Source organism: Maribacter litoralis (assembly GCF_902506355.1).
Lineage (GTDB): Bacteria > Bacteroidota > Bacteroidia > Flavobacteriales > Flavobacteriaceae > Maribacter > Maribacter litoralis.
Map to the genome: position 1 here is coordinate 1,532,185 of NZ_LR733271.1, position 22,734 is coordinate 1,554,918.

Genomic DNA, 22,734 nt, shown 5'->3' on the forward strand with positions numbered 1-22,734 from the left:
TGCGGAGTTTTTACTTTCTTTTATTGCCCAACCTCTTTAGGTATATCTTCTAACCCATATTTAGACAGCTCAATAAAGACCTGTTCTCGATTTTCTAATTCTTTAAAGAGGTGGTTTGACTCGTAAGAGAAGATAAAGATCAGTATTGCTATTAAGGTGAGAATCTTCATTGCTTGGTTATATTTTAATTACTTGTATTTCTATAGTTTGTAGAGTTGAAGAATTAAGTCAAGAAATAGAGACTAAGAGTTCGGAAATTAGCCAGAATTCCCTACTCCATCATTAAAAACTATAACCTATAAATGTTGTAAATTCTTGATATTAGCTATTTGCTTTTTTTATATCCGCAACCAATTCATTAACTCTTTTTAATAGCTCTTCATTTTGCATTTCAAAACCATCTTTAACCAGTCTTTCTGCTACTTTTATTTTATCAATTGTATTCCATGTTTTTTTCGTATTACTAATGGAGATTTCCAGTTCTCTTCTAATCTCCGTAGCCGATATTCCTTTTAGACTTCCATCTTTATTTTTCTGAATTTGACTAAATAATTTATTACTAAGTTGTACCTTAGGTTTGAATGAGGGCTTAGCATCTAAGTTTACAAATTTGCATCTATCAGCAAAAGCTGAATCATCAATTTCAATATTCTTAATTTTATGAACAGATTTTATTGCGTTTTTAAAATCTCTAATAGGTATATAATTCTCTATCTCTCTTAATCTAGTCAACCAACAATATGCCTTGTTTTTTTTAAATAGTTCAACAATGTTTTTCTTTTTTTTGCTGTATCGTTCTGTTGCCTTTGTCCGATCACTATCCATAATTAGTGCATAGTTTTGATTTAGAGATTCGATGAATTCAAGATTTAACTCTCCTTTATTTTCTAAAAAATGTCTATAGGAACTACCACCATAAAACATTATACTGTAATCTTCTCCCTCAATTAATGAGTCATCTATTGATTTAATGAAATGGTTTAAGTAAATTTTATCACTTTGCCCTTCGACCCAAAGAAGATAGTTCGTTTGATATAAATCATTTGGCTTATAACCTAAGTCCTTTAGTATTGCGATTTTTTCAGTCTTTATATCTGAATGGTGCAAATTTGTTTTTCCATCAACTTTTGAAACTATGAATATAGAATTATTTGAAGAGTTTATGAATACTGAAGAATGTGTAGAAATGAAATAAGAATGATTGTCAAAAAGACACATTGCTCTGTATAAAAGCCTTTGCCATTTAGGATGTAAATGCGTTTCGGGTTCTTCTATAAATATCAGATGTTGCTTCTTTCTATTAATAAATATTGGGAATAGTATAATGATAAGTGTTTGTAATCCATCTCCCAGCTCATAAATAGGAAATTGTTTTTCTCCTTCAATTTTTATATGAAGTACATCATCATCATATTTTGGAATAAGATTAATTTTCTTTTTAAAAACATTTTGTGCCAAAAACGTTTCAAATTCCTTTATTTCATTTCTTTCATTTTCATCTCCAAGAAGTAATTTTTTTACGTTCTCATAAATTGAAAGCCCTGTAAAAATATCACCGTTAGAAATATTTTGTTTAAAATAATCATGTTTAGTACGATTTAAATAAATGTTGTCATTAGAAAAAGTTTCTCCTTTCTCGGCTATTGGCCTAAGTCCTCGCAAAATTGGTATATATATTTTCTTAAAATTATTGTTTTCTCTACCTATTTTGTCAATATAACTTTTCAAGTCATTAGAAAGAACTTTTGCATTATTCAAGAATTGTATTAAACGAAACTCTAGTGTATTATTATTAGTGACAAATTCATGTTTCTCTAATGTACTGGTGTACCAGTATAAGTCAAGAATTGATGCAAGTAGAATATTATTATCTTGATTGATGGAATTTACTAAAGACTCATATTTAAGTTTATATTTGTAAGTTATTTCAAATCTTTCAAGACTATTCATTAAGTTTAAGATATCTTTTCCAATCGCGGCTATTTGTTTTAGTTTATTATCATCTATTTCAAAAATAAATTTTACTTCATTTGAATATGAAAAAAGAGTTCTTAAAAAACGGCTTTTCCCGGAGTTATTAGCACCAACAAAAGTATTCAACTGCTTGAAATTTGCTAGAATACCAAAATATCCAGGTCCGGTGAAATCTTTTTGTAACGATTCATTTAATTTTATTCCTTTTAGCACTAAATTTTAATTTGGTTAAAGTCAATAATATAATTTACAAATGAGTTTATACTCTGATATTAAATAATCACATTCTAATACGGCAGGGGGAAGTAATGTTTTAGAACCGACTAGAAAGGTAGTATTTTTCTTCAATGTAGCATTACGGGTTACCGTAAAAGAGAGGAAAAAAAAGTATGAGGTAAGAAGTTAAAAGTTCAACATAAGTGCTACACTTTTCGTATTCATCAAAATAGCAACCTTTTAAGTGATAACACCCTATTTTTCACCACTCTATTCTAAACAAACTGCAAGCATCTGTTCAGGTGTCGTTGAATTTTTTACACCATTTGGGCATTAAATACGGTTATACAGCCATCAAATTGATAAACATTAGCAGGTTTTGCCATATAAATAAGATCCTTCATAATTTGACAAAAACCTAAGCTTAAAATAACATTGAACATCTGAACAAAACCTGAACATACTACCTAGACCAGCACTCTTTATCCTATTTCCAAATACCGCTAAACCTACAGTAAAATGCAGAAATAGCTTTGTTTTCCGCAATTTTTACTTGGCAAAAAAATCAACAAATACTGAAATTCAAAAATTTTAAGAATACACAAAAAAGAACCCGCCAAATATTCTGAATTCTTTGTTTAAAAATAGCCCAAGATTAAAAATAGTAAAACAGTGTCTAGTTTTTATTGAGGGCGTTTTTTATTACTCCTTTTCATAATATGATAATTTCATACCTGAATTTTTTTCAATAATTAAATTATTAATCTATTTCAATGACATATTAATAGTGTCATTAAAATACCAACTACCTAACTCATCATTATGAAAGGACAAAAACCAAAATTTATGAAAATGAGTGCCTTTGTGCTCTACCTATTTTTAGGAATAGGCTGGGCTTACGCACAGAAAACCGTTTCAGGTGTGGTAACGGACCAACAAAACACCCCATTGCCGGGCGTCTCCATAGTTGTTGAAGGATCAGGCAAGGGAGCCGTAACCGATTTTGATGGTAATTATACCATTAATGCCAACGTAGGCGAAACTTTAGTGTTCTCTTACTTAGGTTTTAAAAGTATAAAACAAGTAGTTTCCGCTAATACCAGTACAATGAACTTAGCCTTGGAAGAAGATTCCCAACAATTAGAAGAGGTCGTTGTTGTGGGTTACGGTACACAGAAGAAGAAAGAAGTTACCGGTGCCGTTGCTAAAGTAGATTCTGACGAACTGGTTAAAATACCTGTATCTGACATTGGAGCTGCCATTCAAGGTAAAGTTGCCGGGGTAAACATACAAGCGGCAAGTGGTCGTCCAGGGGAAGCCGCAAACGTACAAATTCGTGGATTAGTTTCCTTGAACGGTGGAGAACCGCTATACGTGGTAGATAACATACCCCAAGAAGGAAATCCAAATCTTGCTCCTGAACAAATTGAGTCTATAGACATCTTAAAGGATGGTGCCTCTGCATCGGTATACGGTGTGCGTGGTGCCGGTGGTGTAATCTTGATTACAACGAAACGTGGTAAAAAAGGTAAAATGAAGGTAGACGTAAATATGTTTACAGGTATCCAAAACATTACCTCTGGTACACCATTATCTAACACAACCGATTTTCTTTACGTTACGGAGACCAGTGCAGAAGCTGGTGGTGATGAGCCACTAACTTTTTTAATAGATAGCAACGTGTTGGATTGGGATACAAACTTTGTTGATGAAGTACAAAACGATAACGCCGTAGTGCGAAATTTCAATGTAAACTTATCTGGTGGTGCTGAAAATTTAACGTATAACTACAATACTACTTTTTACGAACAAGAAGGGGTTTTGATCAATTCTGGTTTTGATCGTTTAACCAACCGACTTACAGGGCAGTTCACCAAAGGAAAATTTAAAGCTTTTGCTTCCGCTAGTTTAACTACAGAAAATCGTGAGCAAGAACCTTGGAATATATTCGGTTTTGCTATTGGTAATGCACCCCACAGTGCGCCTTTTAGCGTATTTCAACCTAATGGGCAAAATACCGTTCAGTTAAGTGTACAAAACGAAATATTTTATGGCTTTTTAGCGCGCCAGTTAGATAATATTGATGAAAGGGAAAACAAGAGCAATAGTATTGCCTTGAATTTGGAATACGAAATTTTAGATGGGTTAACCTACAAAGTTAATATCGGTCGTAATGAGAGTCAGTATTTTAGAAAGTTCTTTCAGCCTCAGTATTTAGCTTTAGATCGTAACGGGGAGTTAAGTTTATCCGCTTCTACACCCAATGCTATTCTACAATACAACCAATGGTTTTCTACAAGAGAAACCATTGAGCACATTTTAAACTATAAAAAATCTTTTGGAAAGCACAATTTAGATTTCTTAGCGGTTGCTTCTTACGAAAAGTACAAATATAGAACCTTGAACACGGGTACGGTTTTTGCCGACGATGCTTCAAATGACGTGCAAGTACTAAATGCAGGAGCTAATCCTACAACTCCAAGTGAATTCAGAAATGTTAATACGTTAGCTGGTAAACTAGGAAGAATACAGTACAATTATGATAGTAAGTATCTTTTAAGTGCAAGTATTAGACGTGATGGTTCTTCTAAATTTGCTCCTGAAAACAGAAACAATAACTTCTATGGTTTTTCAGCAGGTTGGAACGTAAGCGATGAAAATTGGTTTAACTCAGGTACTGTAAACAATTTTAAAATTCGCGGTAGTTGGGCCCAAGTAGGTTTTAACGGTATTCCAGATTACTCTTACATACCCGTAATAGAACCTGGTGTAAATTATCCATTTGGCGCTGATGAAGATTTACAAAACGGTCTAGTACAACGTAGATTTCCTAATGTTAATGTACAATGGGAAACCCAAATTTCATCTAACATTGGTTTTGAGTTAGGCATGTTCAACAACAAGTTAAACCTTACGGCAGATGTCTATAGAAATGATAAGAAGGATATGTTAATTAATGAGTTATCCCCTCCTTCAGCCGGTTTATGGCAACCACGAGCGCAAAGCGTTTATGGTGCCGTGGCGGTCAATGCCGGTAACATGCAGAATAAGGGTGTTGAGGTAGCCGCAAACTATAAGGGTAGCATTGGTGATGATTTAACCTTTGGATTTTCAGGTACTTGGACACTTAACGATAACAAGATCACCAATTTAAATGGTAAAACACTTGGTGCTTCTGGCGGTACGCTTACCAATGCAGATGGTAGTACAGGTAATGACCCAACTACTTTTTTAAGCGTTGGAGACCCAGCGGGATCATTCTACTTGATCCAAAATGACGGTGTAATTAAAACTCAAGAAGAGTTGGAAGAGTACCAACAATTAGATCTAAGCGCAGTTAGTAGCCCACAACTAGGGGATATAAAATATATTGATGCCAACGGTGATGGCGCTATTAATGATAGTGACCGTGTATTCTCAGGTTCTGGTATTCCACAATGGGAGGCCGGTCTAAATTTTGATTTAGGTTATAAAGGCTGGGATTTTGGTGTGCAAAGTTATTTGGCATACGGTGCAGAAATTTATAACGGTGGTAGGCAAATAGCTTTTGCCGGTGGACGCCATCAAGAGCAAGTATTTCAATGGACACCTCAAAACCCTGATTCTGATATTCCTACCTATAGACAAAGTGGTACCCACTCTAATGTTAGGGCATTTTCAGATTATTTCCTAGAAGATGGAACCTACCTACGTATACGTAACATATCTATAGGATACACTATTCCAAACACACAGGATTTCGGCGTAGATAAAATAAGACTGTATTTAAATTCCGTAAACCCTTTTACGTTTACAAATTATACAGGATATGATCCAGAAGTGGGTGGCGATAACCTATTTCAAAGAGGTGTAGATAATGGTAATTACCCTATTACGCGCCAGTTTATAATGGGAGTTCAATTAAGTTTCTAAAAAAAAGACTATGAAATCAATAAAAAAAATAATTGTAAAAGGTTTTGTTCTTCTTACGCTGGTTGGTGTTAGTTGTAACGAAAACACATTTTTAGACGAACCAAATCCAAATGCGCTTACAGAAGCTAGCTTTTGGAAAACAGAGAGCCATTTTAACTCTGCACTTACATCAGTATATGGTGCGTTGCAATACCGTTCTGTTAGTGGCTCTGAATTGGTACAGGAGTTTGTAATGTCAGATTTAGCTGGTACAGAAGCTTGGTATAGACCGTTTCCGTTTAGAAATTTAACCTATACCAACGGTCAAAATCACTTATCGGAAAAGTGGCAAGAGCTATATGTTGGTATTTTTAGGGCAAATACAATTCTTACTCAGCTACAAACAGTTGACGAAGATATTTTAGATGAGACAACTAAAACTGAAATAGAAGCTCAAGCCCGCTTTTTAAGAGCATTCTTTTACTTTCAGCTTGTACACACCTATGGTGGTGCAATGATTCATGATGAGGTGGCACAATCTCTAGAAGAGTTAAGTAAAGAGCTATCTTCTACGGCAGATGTGAACGCACAAATTATTATTCCAGATTTGGAATTTGCAATGAGCAATTTACCTGAAACCTGGGAAAGTACCGCGGCAGGTAGAGCTACTTGGGGCGCTGCCACTTCACTTTTAGGTAAAGTATATCTTTATGATGAACAATGGCCGCAAGCAGCTAGTTTATTCAAAGAAGTCATAGATTCTGGTATATATAGTTTAACCAGAAACATTGAAGACAACTTTACGCATTTCAATGAGTTTAACGAAGAATCTATTTTTGAGGTCAACTACTCTTTTGATTTAAATCCTGGAAATAGTGGTTTTGCAGAAGATGATACCTCTATCGGTGGAGCAGGTGCAGAATCTACCACACTAAGTACAGAAGTTGGTCATATACAGTACGGTGCTTTTAATACCGTATTGGCTTCATATAACCTTCATGAAATGTTGGTGAACGATGAGGTTGACCCTAATAATTCAATTAATGACGGCAACCTAGAGTCTCGTAGAATGAATTATACCATTGCTCCTAGAAACGGTGAAGGAGATTGGTACCTAGCACCTTTTTCAGAAGCAAAGGCAACTTGGGGCGGTGGACAAAGTGCTTACGTAAAAAAGCACTCTAACTGGTATCATATGGACGGTGAGCCTGTACGTGGACGTAGCGGTATCAACTTTAGACATATTCGTTATGCCGATGTTTTACTAATGTATGCAGAAGCTGTAATTAATGCCAACGGTGACTTTGCCACAGCTATTAGCTATGTTGATATGGTGAGAAGTAGAGCTGGTGTTGTCACTTTACAGCAATATATGGATATGAACGGTGGTATGTTTCCACAGCTTCATGTTAGTAAACAGGTTCATGGCGATCAACCAATGGTTACCGCTAACGCGCAAACTGTTTTAACACATATTCAACGTGTGGAAAGAGCCATTGAGTTATGTTTTGAAGGACATCGTTATAAGGATTTAGTGCGTTGGGGTATCGTAAAAGAAGTTTTTGATGATTTACGTGCCGATGAAATTTGGAGAGAAACAAATCTAGATATTACCGGGCAAGGTGTAGCACCTTTATTTATTTCAGGAAGGGTAAGACCAGATTTTAGTCAATCATCTCAAAACTACAAACCTGAAGAACATAACTATTTCCCTATTCCTTCAGGAGAAGTATTAAACAACCCAAACTTTAACAACTAAAATTACTAGACATGAAAAAATGTAAGTTTTTAAGTATACTTTTTGTTTTCACCTTACTTCTAGTAAGTTGTGAAAAGCAAGAAGAGCTAAATTTAAATGACCCTAACCACAGAATTATTGTTACCTCTGAAATGGACTTTGAAAACAAAGTAATTGTTGGTGGGGACATAGACTTTGGAGACATTTCACGTGGTGTAGAATCCAGAACTTGGATCTTACCTAGCAATGCCCGTATTGTTGGGGAAAGTGGAACAACGTCATCTGAAAAAGTCGTAAAAGCAATATTTAATAAAGCAGGAGTTTATGATGTGGTGTTGAACCAAACATTTAAGGGTAATGTATACCCAAATGATGATAGTACATCACCTATTGACTCTAGAGAGTTGGATACCACTATTGTAGTAACGGTTATTGATTCTATACAATCGGTACTTAAAGCATTTAGAATAAACCCTGATGGCTCTACCGGTGCTGAAATCAACTTGGCAGACGGTGCTGAAAATGAATTGGAAGCCAGCAACTCTATTCGTCTATCTTATACAGCTATAGGAGAGCCACAAAGTGTATCTTGGAAGTCTGTAGGTGGTAAGCCAAATGCCGTAACCATTAGCGACGATTCTGAAGTAGACATGAGATTCAATAGATTAGGGTCTTGGGATATTGAATACATAGCTTCTAGGTTTAGACCAACAGATGCAGATACCCTTTCTTTTGAAAAGGTAATAAAGGTTATTCCTTCTACTGCGCCTGTTACTTTGGATAGAGTAGCGGAAAGAAATGACAAAGTTACCCTAGAGTTTAGTAGAGAAATAGATGGTACTTCTGTTAATGCTGGTGATTTTACAGTTAGAATAGAAAACAATACGGATGAAATGAATCCTAAAATACTTACTCCTACAGTTGTATCGGCAACCGTGGATAAAGATGAAGCTACTATTGTTATCCTAGAACTAGATGGAGAACAGCTTTATAATGACGACCAAGTTTTTGTAAGTTACACTCCCGGAGCCTTAAGAACGGTAGACGAAGTAGAGTCTGAAGCTATTACCGATGCGCTATTAACAGAATTTGATCCTCTAGATAACTTTTATACAACTACTTCTTATGATTACGGTTTTGAAACAACAAATGTTAGTAATTATGTTTACCAAGGATGGGGTGCACCATGGGATGGATTTGATATAAGTATGGACTTATTGAATACCCATTCAGGATCGCAAAGCCTTAAGGTTAATTTGAGACCTAATGGTGGTATGATCATTAGACCCGAGTCTGGAGGAAATCCTATTACATTTCCAATAGAAACTGGTAAAACATACGAATTTGGCTATTGGCTATACATTGAAAGTGATTTATCCAATTTACCGACCGGAACCCAATCTGCAGATATTCAGCTTTATGCAGATGACTGGGGTGGACCAGGTTTGATACCAACTACATTTACTTCTGACATGCCTACAGGAAAGTGGATCTACCAAAAGCAAATATTCAAAGCAGGTGCCGGTAGAGATATCTCTTGGTTTATTAGAGGGTTTAACGAATTTCATGACAATAATCTTGTATTCTATTTAGATGACTTTTTCTTAGCAGAAGTTCCCGTTAGACCATAATTACAGCCTACGCCGTAATAGGTGTATTCAATATAACAAAGGGCAGCCTAAAATAGGTTGCCCTTTTTATTTACCAGTGTTTAGTCTCATCATAATAGGTACAGTTTCTGAAAAACCAACGGCAATACGTGTCTGTACATAAAAGACCTTTTCTGCCCTATTATTATTTACGGCGAGATGGCAAAAACAATTAAATCTTTGTGAACAATACTTTTAACTTACCATATTACCCTATGATCAGGCATGTAAGTACCAAATTCAACTACCAAAATGAACTACAAGGATATAAACCTGCTTAAATAAGACTAAAGCTTGGTTGTTGACACCAATTTGTTCATGTTATAAGCCTTAAACTTTACACAGTAATTACTTAAAAAGGAGATTTGTACAGTAATTAAATAGTAGACATAAAATCTATTAGGTTTTCACCTTTTTCCAAATTTAATTTCTTACGAAGTCTATATCTTGAGGTATGTACACTTTCAATGGTAATACCCAACAGAGATGACATTTCTTTACTGGAAAACCCCAACTTGACCAAAGCACACAATTTTAGATCCGTTTGGCCCAAATTTGGATATTTAGCCCTAATCTTTTCATAAAAACTTTCGTTAATAGAAGTAAACCTGGCTTCAAATTCTTTCCAGTTACCACCTGGGGTGTTTTGAAAACCTTTCAGCATATTATGAATGGCCTTTGTATCTACAGCGTCACTCTTAGAGATATTCTGTTTTAATTTAGAAATGAATTCTTCTTTTTCAATCAACTGAAGGGCAGATGCCGTTAGCTCTCTATTTTTAAGCATCATTACCTCATTGGTCTTTTGTTTTTCAAGTTTATGTTTTCTCCTAAGATTTCTAAAAAACAGAACACCGTACAAAAACATAAAAACCACTACAACGCCCATTAAGATATTTTGTAAAAAACCTATTCTTTTCTGGTCTTCTAGCTTCTCTATTCTTACCTCTTTTAGTAGTGCCTTTTCTTTCTCTTTTTGAAGTCTATATCTATCTTTTATTTCAAATAAATGTTTGTGGTTTTTACTTTTTCTCCCAAATATGCTTTCATTTAACGCTTGTGCTTTGTCTTTATAGAAAAAGGCTTCTTTAAAGTTATTCTGATCATAATATAACTTAGATAGCTCTTCATAATTGAATAGTTTGTAACCTAAATGTTTATTATACATTTCTGAAAACCTCAACGATTCTTTGTAATTTTTTATTGCTTTATCATATTCTCCCCTAAACTTATATACCTCTCCCATTAAGAAATGAACCACCGTTAAATATGAAGGGTTTTTATCTTCAAAAAATAGCTTGGTCTCGTTCAGTTTGCTCAAGGCTTTTTCATAATTACCCGCTACCGCATCAAAATATCCCTTTTCTGTCTCTACGTAATATGATCTTTTATCTGGACTGATCTTTTTTAATGACAGTTCACAACTATCCAAATATGTTTTTGCCATAACATAATTACGATTTACCCTATAGCAGTTTACTATGGCAAAGTAGTTACTTACCAGATAATCCCTACTTATCTTTTTCTCCTCGACTAGTTTCTTCTTAAGCTCCAGCGACATATTGAAGTATCGTAAAGATTCTTCTTCCTTTCTATATGCGGTATATAGCCAACCCAGTTCTTGATATATTCGTGATTTAGAAATATCATCATTAGATTCATCGGCAAATATCAATGCCTCCCAATACCCATCATAAGACTTACCATAATCCAATACATTGTCATACAAACCAGACAATTGGCAAATACTATTAATTAAATTAATGGTATCCTTTTCTATTGAATAATGAACAATACCCTTTTTAAGATAATAGATGGCGCTATCCAAATTTTTAGCTGTAAGCTGGTTTGCCTTTTCTATGTACTCATTAGTACCATAAGGTTGTTGGGCGGTTACGCACAAACAAAAAAGAAGTACCACTATACTGGCCGTTTTTTGAAATGCTTTACGTGTCTTCATATCGTGAAAAATATTAACTGAACAATTTTAAAAATCTAAACACTGTCAAAAATTGCACTGAACATATAGCAAAGTGCAGTTGTGAAAATCAATATAATATTTGCTCAGCTTAAATTCATGTAAATAAGGGCTGTTTTTAATAATGTTCAGTTTTTATTCATTAAAAAATCGAAGATTTTACCCGCATATAGTTAATATTTGTCAATATAATGGCAACATAATTATTAATCCAATATGTAATCGTTGCTTTTCATAAATCACCATCATCACATTGAAAAGCAAAAAATTAAAACGGGGAAAGTAAAAACCAATGTGATAAAGCCAAAAAGATCAAATAGACAGATTAGAAATATTTAAAACATTGAACATGAATCTATGCAGTACAACCTAACAAATCAACATTTTGCAAAATGCAATTATCCATACTATGTACTAAGCGAAAATTTGGATTTAACCATTCGGCTTAACCAAAAGATCCATGCAAACTCTTATAAAATTCGTATAAATTAAACCACAAATACAATGATCAGTAAAACCAAAACAACCTTATATTCCTTTCTATTTTTCGCAATGTTTATCCTTCAAAGTACAGCCCAGGATACAACATATGACCAAAATATTTTAGACTCTTTGGGGGTAACACAAGAACAAATAGACCACTTGGGCATTACAGATATAAACCACTTGAGCTCAGCTTCTAAAAGAGCTCTAAAATGGCCCGTAGACCTAGGCAATGAATGGTTTATCGAGTTTTCCAATCTAAAGCCCTTAAAAGGAGACTTAGCCTATGAAGAAGGTGTTGTGCGTAGAGATCCCAGTGCCGTCATAAAGGAAAATGGAAAATACTATGTATGGTATTCAAAAAGTACTGGACCAACACAAGGGTTTGGCGGCGACGTTGAAAACGACAAGGTATTTCCGTGGGACCGTTGTGACATTTGGTATGCAACTTCAGAAGACGGTGAAACTTGGAAAGAAGAAGGTTTAGCCGTTCCTAGAGGTAAAGCTGGAGCATATGATGACCGATCTGTTTTTACTGTAGAGATCATGAAACATGAAGACAAATATTATTTAAGCTACCAGACCGTAAAATCTCCTTACACCGTTCGTGTAAAAAACCAAATTGGCCTGGCTTGGTCCAATTCTCCAGACGGCCCTTGGACAAAGAGCAAAGAACCTATTTTGAGTCCTGCCGATAATGGTATTTGGAAAGGTGAAGAACAAGATAGATTTGCGGTTGAACGAAAAGGTGACTTTGATAGCCATAAAGTTCACGACCCTTGTATTATTCCTCTTAATGGTAAGTTTTATCTGTACTACAAAGGTGAACAGATGGGTGAGGAAATTACATTTGGCGGTAGACAAATACGCCACGGTCTTGCCATAGCGGACAAACCTGAAGGGCCATATATAAAATCTCCTTACAATCCAATTAGTAATAGCGGACACGAAATATGTGTTTGGCCGTACAATGGCGGTGTAGCAGCTTTAATTACGACAGATGGACCAGAGAAAAACACTATTCAATGGGCGCCAGACGGTATTAATTTTGAAATAATGTCCGTTATTCCCGGAGTTAGCGCACATGCCATTGGCTTAAACAGGTCTGCTGACACTGAAAAAGAACCTACCGAAATATTACGATGGGGACTTTCTCATATGTACAATAGCTGGGATTACCAGAGCATTATGAGCTTTACTTCAGAAAGAAAGACCCAACATAGGGCAAAAGGCGAGTAAAATAATTGTTGAGTTTGTTAAGATAAGGACAGTACGCCGTAAGAAGCTACTGTCCTTTTCAATATAATGAATTTTCATGTGCGGCGCATAACCATAAAAAGCCTATCAAATATAAAACCAAAATCTACTTTTTTTATGACAAGAAGAGCCTTCATCACAGTAGTAACCATGATATTTTACGCCATATTAGTAATAAATTTGACTTCATGCCAGAACCAGGAACCTAAAACTTACGAGAGTGCTTCCTATAAACGTTTTCGTGAAAACCACATTTCTTATGAAAAGTACAACGAGTTCAATACTCAATTTAAGTTTCAAAAAATAGAAGGATTCGAAGATGGAGCTGAACGCTATTACCCGTCTAGCATAATAAAGGCAGACAATCAATATTATATGTGGTATTCTAAGCCCCAATTCAACAGTGAGGTTGTAGGTCCTATTGATGCCAACGATACACTAAGGGCTTTTCATTGGGATCTGTGCGATATTTGGTATGCAACTTCTACCGATGGGTTAAAGTGGGAAGAACAGGGACTTGCAGTTTCCCGTGGCACAGCCGGGCGCTATGACCACCGCAGTGTTTTTAATCCAGATATTTTATTTACAGATGGTAAGTACTATTTAGTTTATCAAGCAGCAAAAAGTATAGAAAATGCACGCTGGTCAAAACAATTTAGAACATCTGGAGATTTTACGCCCAACGTAATTGGTATGTCTGTGGGCAACTCGGCAGCAGGGCCATGGAAAGCTTTGGACGAACCAATTTTAAAACCCGGTTCTGAAGAAAGTTGGGATGCAGAAGTAATACATGAACCAACCTTTTTTGTTAAAGGAGGGCAATTTTTTCTATACTATAAAAGTCATGGCCGATTACCATGGACCCCCAATATATCTCCGGGTAAATTTAATAAAGATTATGCCGATATACCTTTAGCTACGGGTGTTGCAATTGCAAATGACCCAAAAGGGCCGTATACTAAATCTAAATACAACCCTGTATTAATGGGCGGGCATGGCAGTATGGTATGGCCCTATCGTAACGGTGTATGTGCAATATTACCAGAAGGACCTGAAAGAAACAGCATTCTATTTTCTGAAGACGGAATAAATTTTTACCCAAAAATTCAAGGTTTAACCATTCCTAAGGGTGGCGGTGCTTACCGACCTGGGACTTTTACCGATGTAAATACAAGCCCAGGAAAAGGGATAACTTGGGGAATTAGCCACCAATTATACCCTAATTACCATTTTGTACGTTTTGAATGTGATTTATCTTTAGAAAAAGGCAATAGGGTTCGTAAAGAATACAAAATGATCAAAGAGTACATGAATAACGACTCTTATGATTATAATTCAAAATTAAATATCGATTAAACAACTACTACCTTAGTGTAATACGATTTTTAAGAAAGATGGGGTCAACATAACATTCGTTTTACTTAATGTATTTCCTGTTGTTTAAACACGCAAGCAACTCTTGTGAAAAAGATAAGATAAACCTACTTCTCCATTTCACCATCAATCTAAAGAATCTATAAAACTTAAATGTATTTAAATAGAAAGAGGCACGGTTTTAACCATGCCCCAAATCCATTTTAAACTAACAAACTGCTTCTTTATTTCATTGTTTCACACTACGTGAATAATTGATGTATTACTACTTTGATTCAAGTTTCCAAGTACGTACCCAATCTACACGCATAGTGTTTTTAGAATTGTCATTTAACTCTTCCTTTTGAGGTAAACCTCCTAAATAACACTCTTCAGATGTCCATAGATCAAATATCAACTCTAATTCTCTTGTGAAATCTTGGTTAGTAGTGACAACACCAGCTGGCTCTCCATTTAAATAAAACTGAACCGTTCTGGCATCTTTCCACCAAGCACCAACAATATGGTAGGTTTCATCCCAAGTTTTTCCTTTATTAGGATTGGCATCCGATAACATTCTAGTATCAAAATTATCTTCATGCCTTTCTGTAACCCCACTTTTAGCTATAAAATACTGTGAGTTCATTTGGGTAGGAAAATCCCATGGAGTCCATGGATAGTTACTTGGTTTGGTAGATTGATCACTACACTCAGGAGTAGGGTTTGCGTTGCTTTCCACAATATCTATCTCATCCCTATCATTGATATCGCCATTGTTCAACCAAAATGTATTGAAAGCCGAAATGCTGGAAGTTTTCATACTACACTCTGTATACATAGGATAACTTATTTTGGTTTTAGAATGTACCCTAGCCGTTTGAAACCATTGAGAACTGTTCTCATCTAAAGTGGCCTGTATGTTTAATTTGCCATCTACTACGCTAGAGTTTTCACTACGCATAGAAACTGGGGTGTTACCGTAATTCCAAAATGAATTAAACCACTTGTCCTCGTTCCACGTATCAAACTCATCTGACATGGCTTCTACTTTCACCCACTCCATACCTTCTGGAGTTTCATCTACAACAGACACGAAAGAAGGTAGATCAGGGTCTAGATCAGAAAGTTGAAATGGTTCAATTTCATCTGCCTGGTCTTCATCATTTTCCTCTACTTGTTCTGGGTTTTCCGGATCTTTTACCATTTCCTCTTCATCACTAGAACTTGATGAACATGCAATAAATGCACTAATAATACTTAAAATTAGAAATACGTTAAATTTCATATGATGCTATATTAATTGTTTGATCTGTTTTAAAAAAGTGCCTTTTGCTGCTGTGTTAGCGAATCTATCTGCCTTATTTTGATGTCCTTAAAAAATAACTCTGCAGCTTCACTCTGTAATTGAATTTTTCCTTGGATCAGTGGTATTTCTTCACCGTTTTCACCTATGTATCTTGAATCTTTTAAAATCATGACCACCTCTCCGTTTACAATATGCAGGCTTTTGCCTTCGTAACATATTAAATCTAGCGTGTTCCACTCGTCATGGGGTTTTTCATAATTACCGCTTCGTAAACAATAATTGTTGTATTGACTACCCATACCAATTGGCAAATACTCTTGTGATTCATGTGCCAATGGATCTAAAACAGATTCTGGTTTGTATGCCCTAATGTCCATTGCGGAATTAGCTTGACTCCAAAAATCTCCTGTATGCCCTTCCATTATCTGAAATTCTTGAGAAAGCATCCATGAACGCCAGTACTCAACAGCCATAGGCCCTACGGAGTGATATAATATTCCGGAGTCTTTCAACAGGTCCTTTCGGTAGGCCCATTTTTTATCTCCCCACTTATACTTTAATTGAAAGTGATAATTCTTATACTCCTTTTTAGTTATCAGGCAACCATAATATTCTCCCGTATTCTTGATAATGGTTTCTTCGCCCTCTTGTAAGGTTGAAAAAACCGTATAGTCTTTATTGTTCAACCCAATTGGGGCAATTTCTTCACCATTTTCATCTAAGGGTACAGAACCATCATAACCTGGTTGATGTTGGTAACTTAAATAAGTATCCCACTGAGTTAGATCCTCATCTATTAATTCTTCCCACTCATATGTTTCTTCTAGATTTTTTTGTTCTTCATTTTTTACCTCTGAACAGGAAATCACAAGGAAAAAAAGTGGTAAATAAAGTGTACAATGTTTCATATTACTTGTTGTTGATTAAGTTATATGCCTTGTAGATTGCCGATCAATATAGAGACCCAATTACATTCAAATAATTGAATTTTATTGAACATCCCAAAGCATGTGAGTAAGGTAATTTTACAAAGAAATATTCACCAAAAGATAAGATTGAACATGTAAAGCTTCATTGTTCAGTTTTTATTGAAGCTCTCTTGATTATGTTTAAGTTTGCTCATTACAAACATTGTAAATGTTCAGTTTTTGTTAAGCCATTTTGAGCTTAAGGTTCATCCATAATATCATAGTTTTAACAAAACGATATTTATTATGAAATTTGATTATAACCACAGTACAAAAAACCATGAACTACAACGTCTAATTTGTAAAACTTGCTTCTTTATAGCTTTTGTTTTAACAAGTACCTATTACGGCTTTGCACAAACATCTGATTCTTCACCTAGCGAAATTGAAATGATAGGTTCTGAAAAAGCAAGGGTTACCGGTTTAAAGTACATTAGTGTACATGTATTGGAACTTGAGAAAACCCTAAAATTATATCGAGAAATATTAGGTTTTAAAATGGCTGATGCCGAAGTACTTCACGGACCTGGACTTGAAGGTATGTTGGTAATGAAACTTAAGGCAGATGATCTAACTATTGGACTATCTTTAACGGCTCCAGAATTTATAGACACCATTGGACCTATAGGAAACACCAACCATAACCACTTTATGCTAAAGGTAAATGATATAGCTCCTATTGGTGATATGCTGAAAGAAGAAGGTTACGAACTGGAAAACGAAAACTACGCTCGTGACAAATACACCTTTTTTGTAGGACCCAATGGAGAAATTATTGGGCTTTCCGGTTGGGATTAATGCATATTGTAATCAATTCACTAGATAGTATTTTCCTTTAATGTAAAAAGGGAATGCATAAGAGAAAATGGTACGAGGTACGAAGATTTAAGTACCAAGTATTTAGTATAACGTGTTTAGGAGTTAGGAGTTAGGAGTTAGGAGTTAGGAGTTAGGAGTTAGGAGTTAGGAGTTAGGAGTTAGGAGAAAAAATAGTATTAAGTACTGAGTACAAAGTATTAGGTAAGTTATTTTTAGATATAACATCTAAGTACTTCGTACTTCATACTTGATACTTATTACTTACTACTATAAACTAAACCACTATCTATATTCCGGATTTTCAAATTCCCAGCGTTTACCATCATCCCATTCGGTGCGAGAGTTTCCGTAATTGGGATAGCCGTTATTATCTTTCATCATTCTGGCTAAATGTAACAGATTATAAGTCATAAAAGTGGTGTTTCTATTGGTGAAATCGCTATCAAAACCTACAGGTTCTTTAAGGTCTTCGCCTTTCCATTTGGTATCGCCATAGCTTGGTCCGGGTCCTACTTTACCGATCCATCCACTATCTGCTTGTGGAGGTATAGAATACCCAACATGTTGCATGGAGTATAAAATACCCATAGCGCAGTGCTTTACACCATCTTCATTACCTGTTATTATACACCCACCTACTTTTCCATAAAAAATATACTGCCCCTTATCATTGGTCTGGCTGCTCATGGCATACAGGCGTTCTATAAGTTTTTGGGCTTCAGATGATTTTTCGCCCAACCAGATTGGTGTACCGATAATGGTAATATCGGCATCTAAAATACGTTCGGCAATTTTTGGCCACTCATCAACATCCCAACCATGTTCTGTCATATCTGGATAAACACCACTGGCCACTTGATGGTCTATAAAGCGAACCTCATCAATTTTTACCTGCTCTTTGGTCATTATGGCTTTTGACACATCCATTAACTTTTGGGTGTGACTTTCTTGGGGAGATTTCTTTAGCGTACAATTAATATACATCACTTTTAAATCACTGAAATCTTTCTTTTTCATACCTTGTTTTTTTTGGAATTATTCAGGTGCTATGACCATTGGCAATTTCGGTATTTGAACAGTGAGTTATTACTTCATTTCATCTATATATTGGCTTGTTTACATGTAAATTATTGAAAATCAATATATTTTAAAATTTGACACTTACTTAGTTCCTTCATTCGCTGCATCATCTAATATTATTTCTAGATGCTTTTCCACTACTCCTTTTCCGCCTGCCATGAGTCCGGCAATTTTTTCATTTTTCACTTGCAATTGCACCGTGATGGCACTTGGTGATCGCGGTAACATGTATTTGCCTTGCTGTACTTGAAAGGTGGTTTTCTTGAGCTGTAAGACATCATACAAATAGCTTGCTAGCGGTCCTGCAGCCATTCCTGTTCCTGCTTCTTCTAAAATACCATAGCGCGGGGCGAACATTCTAGCCGTGGCATCAATATCTACAGTAGAATCCGTAGTAAATACATAGTAGCCTATTAAATTGAAATGATCGCTTAGCTGTCCTATGGCATCAAAATTTGGTGACAATCCTGCTAAAATCTTGCTACTTTTGACGGGGATCATCAGAAAAGAATTCCCCGTATTGACCACTTGCAACGGTGCGTTGGGTAGTAAATCTGCTTTTGTTAACCCTAAAGACGCTAGAATATCGGTCTCTTTTTCGGTGACCTCTTTATACGTGGGTGCCATTTGCTCCATAAATGCCAAAGCGCCCTGTATTTCTATTTTTCTGTTTCCGTCATTAGTTTCTTTTGATGATATGTTGCCCTTTAATTTTCCCAACTGTTTTAAGTACGAGAATGCGGCTATGGTAGCGTGCCCACAATGGGCTATCTGCTTGGTAGGTGTATAGAAATCGAGCTTGAAATCTGCCGTATTGGACCTAGAAATAAAAGCGGTTTCTGAGAGTCCTACTTTTTTGGCAATCTGCAACTTGTCCTCATGTGAGAGTGCATCTGCATCTAAAACTACACCTGCCGGGTTACCGCCCTTATCATTTTCTGTAAAGGCATTTAGTATTTGTACGGTCACTTTTTTTAATTCGTCCATCGTAATTTTTTTAAGATTATATCAGATAGACGGTAAACTTTAAAAAAAGACGTAGCTATTCTTCGTTATTTTCAAAATCGAGCAATTTTCCTGTTCGGTCAGCTATTACATTGGGGCAAGAAAGCAGCTGTACTTTTAATATTTCCCTAGCTTTTTGTACCCTAGATTTTGTGCCCGAATACGAGATGTTCAAATGCTTGGCCAGCTCTTTTTGCGAGTATTCTTGAAAGGTGGTCAATACAATGGCTTCTTTATGTTGCGCCGATAACTCGCCAATTTTCTGATTGATGCAATTGGTGAGCTTGGCATAATCAAAATCATTTGACTGTTCTTCTGCTAGCTCTATACCTTCAATACTCGAAGTAGTTTTACCCTGTTTTCTAAAATGATCTATAATCGTATTTCTAGTAATTTGATACACCCAAGAAGTCAATTTAGAGGTGTGTTGCAATTGATGGATCCTCGTCTGTATTTTCAAGAATACTTCTTGATGAATGTCTTTTGACACTTGTTCATCTTTGATCTTGCCCAAAATGAAATGATACAATTCTTCATTAAGGTCTAGCCAAATGGTATTGATTTCATTTTTCATGCTGTACTATTTATCTAAAATTGATCTTCATACGCCATCAGCGCCCTCCAAATAGCAATAAAGTCTTGAACGCTTTTTTTGTCTAAATCTGTATTGACCAATAACAGCTTACCGGTCTTTGTGTTTTCATTGAAGAACATATGGGTGACTACACTAGGGTCTCCACCTGTATGCCCAATTTGCCCTTTTGATGACATGCCCATAAATACCCCCATATTGTATTCGTCATTATACTCCCTATCGCTGCGGTCTTTATGGTTCTCGTCTGTTAACTGTGGTGTAAATAGTTCTTTATAGCTTTCTGCGGATAAAATTGTTCCGTTACCTGCATAACCTTTTATAATTTCAGATAGGTATTTTGCCAAATCGTGCGCAGAGGTGATCAAGCCACCATCGGGATAATTGATCAATGTATAAAAGGCAAGTTCGGTATCGGCATCGGCGTATAATTTTGAATGTTTTGAAAAGTCTATGGTATCAAAAGACCATCCGGAACCATTCATATCCAAAAGATCAAAAACATGTTTCTTGGTAAACTCCGGAAATGATTCTCCCGTTGCTTGCTCTAACACATAAGCCGCCAAACCAGCACCTATATTAGAATAATTGAACATACCGCCAGGTGGGTATTTAGAAAAGGTTTTCTTTTTGTACCATTGCCCATCGGTACTTAAAATAGCTTTTAAATAATCGCCATGGGGCATCATTTTACTAGGGTCAAGAAAATTGGCGTTGACCTTAGCCGCTCCGTTTTCAGCATCTTTCAATATATAACCCTTACCCTCATATTCTGCAGGATCCTTAATACCCGAAGTATGACTTGCCAACTGACGAATGGTTATAGGCGTATTCTTAAATTTAGGATGCACCACTTTAAAAGGCAGATAGTCATTTATAGGATCATCTAAGGTTAACTTACCCAACTCTTGCGCTTTTAACAAAGCCACACCAATGAAGGTTTTAGATATCGACCCTATATTCTGTAGGGTGTTTTCTGTATACTTTTTATTTGCTTTTTTGTCGGCAAAGCCAAATCCGTTTTCATACAGCGTGCCATTATCATTGACTATGGCCACCGAAAAACCAACTAAGTTTCCGTTAGCTGAAATTTGCTGTAATTCACTGGTGAGTTTTTTGGAAATAGAATCGTTGGTTTGCGCATGTGTTATGCCCACAAACAATGTAAACAGAATAAGTTGACAGATTTTTTTTACTATCATGATTGTAATTGATTGATGAATAATTAGTTGCAAGTTAGGTATTTAGTGGTAATAAGTACCAGGTATTAAGTATCGTGTTATGGCAATTATGTTTTTCTGTTCGTAATTTTATCCTCTATGAATAGCTTTACTAGCAACTAGGTTTTTAATACCTTGGTCTTTCCAAAAATATCTTATCATGTGCAGGACTCTATTTACCCTTTTTATATTTTTCTCGCTTTCTTCTGCGATTGCCCAAAACAGTTTTCAAGACGTATTTTCTAATACTACAAGACCATTAAAAGAAAACATACGTATTACATTTCAAGATGCTCGAAACAATAAAACCTTTTTGCCTATTTCTGTATTAAAAGGAAAGAACGAAGGACCTGTTTTTACCATTGTTGCCGGTGTGCACGGGTTTGAATATCCGCCAATTGTTGGTGTGCAAGAGCTGTTAAACGAAATTGATGTGGATAAATTGAACGGTACCGTGATCATTATACCTATTGCAAATACCAGTTCGTTTTTTTCGAGAACCTCTATTGTAAATCCGCATGACCAAGTAAATTTAAATGGAGCCTTCCCCGGAAAATCTACAGGTAGCGTTACCCAAAAAATAGCAGATTTTATGACAACGACCATAATACCTGTGAGCGATGTTTTTATCGATATACATGGTGGTGGGGTCAATGAAGATTTGATTCCGTTTGCACTTTTCTACGATAACCCTAATTACCCAGAACAAACAAAAAAGGCCCGCGAACTGACCGAGAACAGCGGATTTGAATATATAGTGTCTTATCCGTTCTCTTTAAGGGACGATGAACCAGCAAAGTATGTCTTTAAACAAGCCTCGCAAGATGGTAAAATAGCCTTGAGCTTTGAAAGTGGCAAATTGGGCAATGTACAGGAAGATGCGGTAAGGTTAATAAAAAATGGGGTCTATAATATGCTTGATCTTATGGATATGTATGATAACGGAACCGGACCCAATGCCAACCTTGTTCAGCTCAACAACCAAACCTATTTAAGCGCTACCGAAGCGGGACTTTTTTACAGCGACCTTAACGCAGGAGATACCGTTAAAGAAGGGGATGTTGTAGGTTACATCACCAATGAATTTGGTGAAAAACTTAAGGAGTACAAAGCACATACATCGGGTATTATATTGTACAAAATTTCTACCCCGCCCGTTAATATTGATGATACTTTAATGTGTATTAGTAAGCGTTTGTAGGTAA

At 35.8% G+C, this 22,734-nt stretch carries 16 protein-coding genes; 7 read left to right on the plus strand and 9 right to left on the minus strand.

The window, feature by feature from the left end:
• Positions 1-20 precede the first annotated feature (20 nt).
• Together EXIGUO8A_RS06410 and EXIGUO8A_RS06415 are read right to left on the minus strand one after the other, a co-directional pair.
• Positions 21-170, minus strand: coding sequence for a hypothetical protein (locus EXIGUO8A_RS06410; protein ID WP_159302457.1), 150 nt, complete (start codon positions 168-170; stop codon positions 21-23).
• Between the two features lie 151 nt (positions 171-321).
• Positions 322-2,187: an AAA family ATPase gene (locus EXIGUO8A_RS06415; protein ID WP_159302458.1), complete on the minus strand. Its 1,866-nt coding sequence runs from the start codon at positions 2,185-2,187 to the stop codon at positions 322-324.
• Positions 2,188-3,012: 825 nt separating this feature from the next.
• On the opposite strand from EXIGUO8A_RS06415, the gene EXIGUO8A_RS06420 reads away from it, so the two are divergent.
• Genes EXIGUO8A_RS06420 through EXIGUO8A_RS06430 form a run of 3 tightly spaced genes read left to right on the plus strand, consistent with a single transcriptional unit; the run spans position 3,013 to position 9,450 of the window.
• Complete coding sequence (locus EXIGUO8A_RS06420) at positions 3,013-6,102, plus strand: SusC/RagA family TonB-linked outer membrane protein (RefSeq protein ID WP_159302459.1); 3,090 nt, start codon at positions 3,013-3,015, stop codon at positions 6,100-6,102.
• A gap of 10 nt (positions 6,103-6,112) precedes the next feature.
• Positions 6,113-7,840 carry a RagB/SusD family nutrient uptake outer membrane protein gene (locus EXIGUO8A_RS06425; protein WP_159302460.1) on the plus strand — a complete coding sequence of 576 codons (1,728 nt, stop codon included), beginning with the start codon at positions 6,113-6,115 and terminating at the stop codon, positions 7,838-7,840.
• 11 nt (positions 7,841-7,851) lie between these two features.
• On the plus strand, positions 7,852-9,450 hold the full coding sequence (locus EXIGUO8A_RS06430; protein ID WP_159302461.1) for a carbohydrate binding domain-containing protein: 1,599 nt from the start codon (positions 7,852-7,854) through the stop codon (positions 9,448-9,450).
• Positions 9,451-9,844: 394 nt separating this feature from the next.
• Here EXIGUO8A_RS06430 and EXIGUO8A_RS06435 read toward each other — a convergent pair whose 3' ends face one another.
• Positions 9,845-11,428, minus strand: coding sequence for a tetratricopeptide repeat protein (locus EXIGUO8A_RS06435; RefSeq protein WP_159302462.1), 1,584 nt, complete (start codon positions 11,426-11,428; stop codon positions 9,845-9,847).
• 570 nt (positions 11,429-11,998) lie between these two features.
• Between EXIGUO8A_RS06435 and EXIGUO8A_RS06440 the strand changes: the two genes are divergently transcribed.
• Entirely contained in the window at positions 11,999-13,168 is a 1,170-nt protein-coding gene (locus EXIGUO8A_RS06440) for a glycoside hydrolase family 117 protein (RefSeq protein ID WP_159304407.1), read from the plus strand.
• A gap of 135 nt (positions 13,169-13,303) precedes the next feature.
• On the plus strand, positions 13,304-14,542 hold the full coding sequence (locus EXIGUO8A_RS06445) for a glycoside hydrolase family 117 protein (protein ID WP_159302463.1): 1,239 nt from the start codon (positions 13,304-13,306) through the stop codon (positions 14,540-14,542).
• Between the two features lie 283 nt (positions 14,543-14,825).
• On the opposite strand, the gene EXIGUO8A_RS06450 is transcribed toward EXIGUO8A_RS06445, so the two are convergent.
• Positions 14,826-15,824, minus strand: a complete 999-nt coding sequence (locus EXIGUO8A_RS06450; protein ID WP_159302464.1) for a LamG domain-containing protein — start codon at positions 15,822-15,824, stop codon at positions 14,826-14,828.
• Between the two features lie 29 nt (positions 15,825-15,853).
• Positions 15,854-16,753 carry a 3-keto-disaccharide hydrolase gene (locus tag EXIGUO8A_RS06455; protein ID WP_159302465.1) on the minus strand — a complete coding sequence of 300 codons (900 nt, stop codon included), beginning with the start codon at positions 16,751-16,753 and terminating at the stop codon, positions 15,854-15,856.
• A gap of 306 nt (positions 16,754-17,059) precedes the next feature.
• Between EXIGUO8A_RS06455 and EXIGUO8A_RS06460 the strand changes: the two genes are divergently transcribed.
• Positions 17,060-17,611, plus strand: coding sequence for a VOC family protein (locus tag EXIGUO8A_RS06460; RefSeq protein WP_058104712.1), 552 nt, complete (start codon positions 17,060-17,062; stop codon positions 17,609-17,611).
• Positions 17,612-17,914: 303 nt separating this feature from the next.
• Here the strand turns inward: EXIGUO8A_RS06460 and EXIGUO8A_RS06465 are convergent, their stop codons facing one another.
• The 4 genes from EXIGUO8A_RS06465 to EXIGUO8A_RS06480 form a co-directional block, all read right to left on the minus strand.
• Positions 17,915-18,649, minus strand: a complete 735-nt coding sequence (locus tag EXIGUO8A_RS06465; RefSeq protein WP_159302466.1) for a flavodoxin family protein — start codon at positions 18,647-18,649, stop codon at positions 17,915-17,917.
• Between the two features lie 144 nt (positions 18,650-18,793).
• Positions 18,794-19,699 carry a PhzF family phenazine biosynthesis protein gene (locus EXIGUO8A_RS06470; protein WP_159302467.1) on the minus strand — a complete coding sequence of 302 codons (906 nt, stop codon included), beginning with the start codon at positions 19,697-19,699 and terminating at the stop codon, positions 18,794-18,796.
• A 55-nt stretch (positions 19,700-19,754) separates the two neighbouring features.
• Positions 19,755-20,291, minus strand: a complete 537-nt coding sequence (locus EXIGUO8A_RS06475) for a sigma-70 family RNA polymerase sigma factor (RefSeq protein ID WP_159302468.1) — start codon at positions 20,289-20,291, stop codon at positions 19,755-19,757.
• A gap of 14 nt (positions 20,292-20,305) precedes the next feature.
• On the minus strand, positions 20,306-21,511 hold the full coding sequence (locus tag EXIGUO8A_RS06480) for a serine hydrolase domain-containing protein (protein ID WP_159302469.1): 1,206 nt from the start codon (positions 21,509-21,511) through the stop codon (positions 20,306-20,308).
• A gap of 178 nt (positions 21,512-21,689) precedes the next feature.
• Between EXIGUO8A_RS06480 and EXIGUO8A_RS06485 the strand changes: the two genes are divergently transcribed.
• On the plus strand, positions 21,690-22,730 hold the full coding sequence (locus EXIGUO8A_RS06485) for a succinylglutamate desuccinylase/aspartoacylase family protein (RefSeq protein WP_159302470.1): 1,041 nt from the start codon (positions 21,690-21,692) through the stop codon (positions 22,728-22,730).
• The last annotated feature ends 4 nt before the right edge of the window (positions 22,731-22,734 follow it).

Excerpts from the sequence above, each read along its gene's own strand:
- EXIGUO8A_RS06440 (WP_159304407.1), top strand. The coding sequence starts at position 11,999 with ATGTTTATCCTTCAAAGTACAGCCCAGGATACAACATATGACCAAAAT.
- EXIGUO8A_RS06430 (WP_159302461.1), top strand. The coding sequence starts at position 7,852 with ATGAAAAAATGTAAGTTTTTAAGTATACTTTTTGTTTTCACCTTACTT.
- EXIGUO8A_RS06480 (WP_159302469.1), bottom strand. The coding sequence starts at position 21,511 with ATGATAGTAAAAAAAATCTGTCAACTTATTCTGTTTACATTGTTTGTG.
- EXIGUO8A_RS06410 (WP_159302457.1), bottom strand. The coding sequence starts at position 170 with ATGAAGATTCTCACCTTAATAGCAATACTGATCTTTATCTTCTCTTAC.
- EXIGUO8A_RS06445 (WP_159302463.1), top strand. The coding sequence starts at position 13,304 with ATGACAAGAAGAGCCTTCATCACAGTAGTAACCATGATATTTTACGCC.
- EXIGUO8A_RS06425 (WP_159302460.1), top strand. The coding sequence starts at position 6,113 with ATGAAATCAATAAAAAAAATAATTGTAAAAGGTTTTGTTCTTCTTACG.
- EXIGUO8A_RS06475 (WP_159302468.1), bottom strand. The coding sequence starts at position 20,291 with ATGAAAAATGAAATCAATACCATTTGGCTAGACCTTAATGAAGAATTG.
- EXIGUO8A_RS06485 (WP_159302470.1), top strand. The coding sequence starts at position 21,690 with ATGTGCAGGACTCTATTTACCCTTTTTATATTTTTCTCGCTTTCTTCT.
- EXIGUO8A_RS06460 (WP_058104712.1), top strand. The coding sequence starts at position 17,060 with ATGAAATTTGATTATAACCACAGTACAAAAAACCATGAACTACAACGT.
- EXIGUO8A_RS06470 (WP_159302467.1), bottom strand. The coding sequence starts at position 19,699 with ATGGACGAATTAAAAAAAGTGACCGTACAAATACTAAATGCCTTTACA.
- EXIGUO8A_RS06435 (WP_159302462.1), bottom strand. The coding sequence starts at position 11,428 with ATGAAGACACGTAAAGCATTTCAAAAAACGGCCAGTATAGTGGTACTT.
- EXIGUO8A_RS06455 (WP_159302465.1), bottom strand. The coding sequence starts at position 16,753 with ATGAAACATTGTACACTTTATTTACCACTTTTTTTCCTTGTGATTTCC.
- EXIGUO8A_RS06420 (WP_159302459.1), top strand. The coding sequence starts at position 3,013 with ATGAAAGGACAAAAACCAAAATTTATGAAAATGAGTGCCTTTGTGCTC.
- EXIGUO8A_RS06450 (WP_159302464.1), bottom strand. The coding sequence starts at position 15,824 with ATGAAATTTAACGTATTTCTAATTTTAAGTATTATTAGTGCATTTATT.
- EXIGUO8A_RS06465 (WP_159302466.1), bottom strand. The coding sequence starts at position 18,649 with ATGAAAAAGAAAGATTTCAGTGATTTAAAAGTGATGTATATTAATTGT.